We start from the raw sequence: 4,455 nt of genomic DNA, 5'->3' as shown, positions 1-4,455 counted from the left end.
CGCCGCTCTCACGTGCCGTGCGCGGTGGTCGCGTCAGCTGGGGTCCGTGTCGATGACCGCGACCCGGTCGGTCGTGCTCGTCAGCGCCGGGCGAAGGGCGCCGTAGACGTCCTGGGGGGTGACGGGTGTCTTCTCTCCGTTGCCCCGGGTGATGAGCACGTCGTCGAACGCCTGGCCGTAGAGCTTCTTCAGGGCGGCCAGGTCGGGCTTGTCGACCAGCTTGCCGTCCACGGCCTCCACCCTGAGGAACTTCCACAGCGAATTCTGCGGACTCATCGGGACCGAGTGCGCCGCGTCGGTCTGCACGGTCACGTTGGCCGACATCGCCGGCTCGGCGAACTCCTTCATCATCCGGTCGACCTCGGCCTTGGAGACCTCGGGCTGCCGGGTGGTCGTCGGGACGTTCACCGGGGCGGAGGCACCGGTCTCCACCTGGGTGCGGTACGCCTCCTCCACCACGTCGACCGCCTGGGCGACGTCGATGCCCTTGCCCGCCTTGGGGTAGACGGGGACGGCCTTGCCGGACTCGAACTCGATCGTGCCCTCGACCACCGAGCCGGAACCGCCGACCGCGTCCTCCAGGGCGGCCTGCAGCTTCTCCTCGTCCACGGGCATGACCGGTTCGACGACGCGGTGGTTGCCGAAGAGCGAGCCGATCACGGAGACCGGGTTGTAGTCGCTCCGGGCGGCCTCGCCGACGGTGGCGTCGGTGTCGAGCTGAAGACCCGCGTTGTCCGGCTCCAGCTCGACCGTCTTGCCGCCGACCGACAGCTTCAGCGGCTTGTCCAGCCGGTCGTCGAGGGCCTGGTCGAGCTTCTTCACGGCCTCGTCGCGGGTGCCGCCGATGTCGACGCCGAGCACGGTGGTGCCCTTGGGCACGTCGGAGTGGTTCATCAGCAGACCGGCGCCGTAGGCGACACCGGCGAGGACGACCACGGCGCCGCCGAGCAGGACGACCTTGTTGCGCCCCTTCTTCTTCGGCGGCTTCGAGGAGCTCGCCGGGGGCGGGGAGACCGGCTCGGGCAGCTTCGGGGGCGTGTGCCGCAGCGGGCCGTCGGCGGGGGCGCCGGCGTCGAAGGAGGCGCCCGGCGGCACGACCGGGATGCCGCTGGTGACGGTGTGCCCGGAGACGTTGGCGTGGCGGGCGCCGTAGCCCGGGGTGCCCGGCCCGGGGACCGGCTGCTGCGGAGTGAGGATCGCGGTGTCGTCGCTCAGGCCGCCACCGGGGGCGCCGGGCCCTCCCTGCCCGTCGAAGGCCGCGCCCGGGTGGGGCTGCCCACCGGCAGCACCGGGGCCGGCCGGGCCGCCGGGGCGAGCCGGCCCGCCGGGGCCGGCCGGCGGGGCCATGGGGCCGTCGCCGGTGACCGGACCGGTCGTGGGGCCCGCCGGGCCCTGATTCGGGCCGCCCGGGCGCCGCCGGCCGAGTTGTCCGGCCTGCCCCGGTCCGCTGCTCGGGCCGCTCGCGCCGGGCTGTCCGTTCCGGCCGCCGGGCCCGTCCTCCGTGAAGTGCGCCGGGTCGTCCTGGCGCGGTCCGCCACCGCCGCCCGCGCCCGGACGCGTACCGCTGCCCGCGGAGCCGCCGGTCAGTGCCTCGGTCACGTCGAACGAGCCGGTGCCGCCACCGTGCCCGGGGGCCACGGGCCCGCCGGTCGCGCCGGGGAGTCCGGAGCCGTTCGTGCCGCCGTGGCGGGAGCCGCCCGGCGTGTTCATGGAGCCGACCACGCCACCGGGACGTCCGCCACCCGGCCGCGCGCCGCCGGGCGCACCCGCGGGTGCGGTGCCGGCCGCCGGGCCGCCCGCCGCAGCGGCGCCCGAACCACTCGGCGTGCCCGACCCGTTGGCGGAACCACCGCCCGGACCGCCTTTGACCGGCGCCGACTTGCGCGGCGCGAACCAGTCGCTGGCCGGCTTCTCCTCGGCCGGCTGCCGGTCGGGACCGGTGGACCGATCGGGCTCGGCGGGAGGCTCGGCCGCACCCGTGGACGCGGCGGAGGACGGCGTCGGCGCCTCGGCGTCGGTGGTGCCCTTGGCCTCCGTGTCCGCGACGGGCTTGCGCACGACGACCGGCGGAATGGGCCGCGATCCGGGGATGTTGATCCGGATCCGGGTCGTCAGCGTGGTCTCGGTCTTGCGTTCCTTCGGTCGCGCGGCCGGACGGCCCGCGCCCGTACCCTCGTCCGGAATCGCCGGAATCCCGTAGGGCGGCGTGCCCGACGGGTAGGCGGCTCCGCCGCGCCCGTCGGGCCCGGAGGACGGAGTGTCAGTTTCACGACTCAAGGCAGGTTCTCCCGGTTGGCTCCGCCGCCCGTCACGAGCTCACGGTGGGGGTCCCCCGGCTCGGGCGAAGCCGAGGGTGCGGGGGAGGCTCGGCGGCGCGCACCACCATACTGGCCGTATCCGACCGGTATCCCGGGACCGCCGGGGAAACCCGCACCGGACCCGCACGTCCGTGACACCGCGAAGCGGTACGTCACTTGCCAAGTCGGACGGGGCCGCCGTCCGGTTGCCGCCCGGGAGCGAGCGTGGTGCAGATCACAGCCACGGCGATGCCGCCGAGCAGGAAGAGATAGGAACCGCTGCCCGCGGCGAACAGGAAGTCACCTTCCGGACGGCTGGTGGTGAGCAGGATGACGGCGAGCATCCACCCGCCGGCCGCGGCGGCGGCCCCGGCCCGGCCGCGCAGCGCACGGGCCGCTCCCAGGCACAGCCCGGCCTCACCCGCGAGGGCCAGCAGGAGTCCGCCCGGGAACCACGCGGGCTGCACCAGCGCCCCGGCCGCGCCGACCACGGCACCGAGCAGGAACAGCACCAGGAAGGCGGAGACCCGCGCGGCGGAGGGCGGGCGCAACGGCTGGGCGAGCAGGGGGCTCCGGTCGCCGCTCATGCCCCCTCCCCCGTACCGGTTCCGGCGAACAGGTCGCTTTCCCGGCCCTCGGGGCGCTCCCCGCGGACCAGTTCGTAGTACTCGGTCGTGAACAGGGGCTGCGCCAGCTCGTTGGAGAGCGCGAAGTACGGCTCGGCCACCGTGATCTGGGTGGCGTGGGCGCGCATCGCGGCGGCCTTGGCGGCGGCGTGGGCGCTCCCGTCGATCGCGGTGGTGACGCGCTCGTCGTCGACGACGCCCGGTACGTCGTCGACGGTGGCCGCCTTGTCGAAGGGCAGACCGGACAGGTCGTCGCGCAGGCGCGCGAAGGACTGTTCGGCGACGGAGCGGGGCACGCGGTTCCAGTAGACCTTGGGGACGCTCCAGCCCGCGTCGGCGGCGAGTTCGACGGCCCGCATGGCGACACGGTGGGCCTGGATGTGGTCGGGGTGGCCGTAGCCGCCGTTGTCGTCGTAGGTGACGAGGACCTGGGGGCGGACCTCGAGGACCACCTCGGCGAGCAGCCCTGCGGCCTGGTCGACGTCGGCCTGCCAGAAGCAGTCGGGGTCGTCGTTGTCGGGCAGTCCCATCATCCCGGAGTCGCTGTACCGCCCGGCGCCGCCGAGCAGCCGGGCGTCCTCGACCCCGAGCGCGCGCATCGCGTCCTTCAGCTCACCGAGCCGGTGCCGGCCGAGGGCCGCCCCGCTCAGGTGGGCCAGTTCGGGCGGGATGACCTCTCCGCGCTCACCGAGGGTGCAGGTGACCAGCGTCACGTGGACGCCCTCGGCGGCGTACCGGGCCATGGTCGCGCCGTTGGTGATCGACTCGTCGTCCGGGTGGGCGTGCACCAGCAGCAGACGCCGAGCGGAGCGGGAGGGGGATCCCCCCTGCTCGACGAACTCGGGGGAGGGCAGTTCCGTCATGGGCCCACCTTATGAGGCGCGGGGCCGGCGCTCCGCGCACCCCGGCCCGCCTCCCCCGGCCGCCGATGCCGCCGAAACCCGGAGGGAGAGGGTTCCGGTTCCGGAGATCTCCCGAATTTCCCGATTCCCCTCACTCGGCGCGGCCGGCCGGACGTACCGTGAGGAGTGATCGCCTCGTCACGCAGGGCTACCTCCCGTGGCTCGTCCGGTGCTGCACGGACTGCCGGCCGGGGCCCTGCGGACCGGGCGTGACGGTACGGCACGGCACTACGGAGGGGCGCGCATGTCGGTGAACGGTGAGGCGGTGCGGGTCAGGACCGAGGCGGAGCGGACGGACGAGCCGGGGTGGGAGGTGGATCCGCACGACGACTGGGCGCTCGCCGTGGTGGCCACGGTGGGACGGCAGTTGAAGCTGCGCCGGGAGGCGGCGGGGATGCGGGCCGGCGAGTTCGCGGCGGCGGTCGGTTACGGCGAGGACCTCGTCTACAAGATCGAGGGCGGCAGGCGGATCCCCCGGCCCGAGTATCTGGACACGGCGGACGAGGTGCTGAACGCCGGGGGACTCATCGCGGCGATGAAGGAGGACGTGAAGAAGGTCCGCTACCCGAAGAAGGTGCGGGACCTGGCGCAGATGGAGGCCCGGGCGGTCGAGCTCCAGCTGTACGACCC

Annotated in this window: 4 protein-coding genes; 1 reads left to right on the top strand and 3 read right to left on the bottom strand. The window is 74.5% G+C overall.

All coding sequences use genetic code 11. From position 1 onward, the window contains the following. Positions 1-33: 33 nt before the first annotated feature. The 3 genes from RIM90_RS15755 to mshB all read right to left on the bottom strand — a co-directional run bounded on the left by RIM90_RS15755 (position 34) and on the right by mshB (position 3,786). Positions 34-2,277 (bottom strand): hypothetical protein, encoded by a 2,244-nt coding sequence (locus tag RIM90_RS15755; protein ID WP_309061333.1) that lies wholly within the window; start codon positions 2,275-2,277, stop codon positions 34-36. Positions 2,278-2,470: 193 nt separating this feature from the next. Continuing rightward, complete coding sequence (locus RIM90_RS15750) at positions 2,471-2,884, bottom strand: DUF6113 family protein (RefSeq protein WP_309061332.1); 414 nt, start codon at positions 2,882-2,884, stop codon at positions 2,471-2,473. Then, positions 2,881-3,786, bottom strand: a complete 906-nt coding sequence (gene mshB, locus RIM90_RS15745) for an N-acetyl-1-D-myo-inositol-2-amino-2-deoxy-alpha-D-glucopyranoside deacetylase (protein ID WP_309061331.1) — start codon at positions 3,784-3,786, stop codon at positions 2,881-2,883. The genes RIM90_RS15750 and mshB overlap by 4 nt, the downstream gene beginning before the upstream one ends. Before the next feature lie 283 nt (positions 3,787-4,069). Here mshB and RIM90_RS15740 point away from each other — a divergent pair. Then, positions 4,070-4,455: helix-turn-helix transcriptional regulator (locus RIM90_RS15740; RefSeq protein ID WP_309061330.1), on the top strand; the 386-nt coding region annotated here is incomplete at its 3' end.

Source organism: Streptomyces sp. (assembly GCF_031181555.1).
Classification (GTDB): domain Bacteria; phylum Actinomycetota; class Actinomycetes; order Streptomycetales; family Streptomycetaceae; genus Streptomyces; species Streptomyces fimbriatus.
This window is presented reverse-complemented; position numbering and strand designations above follow the sequence as displayed.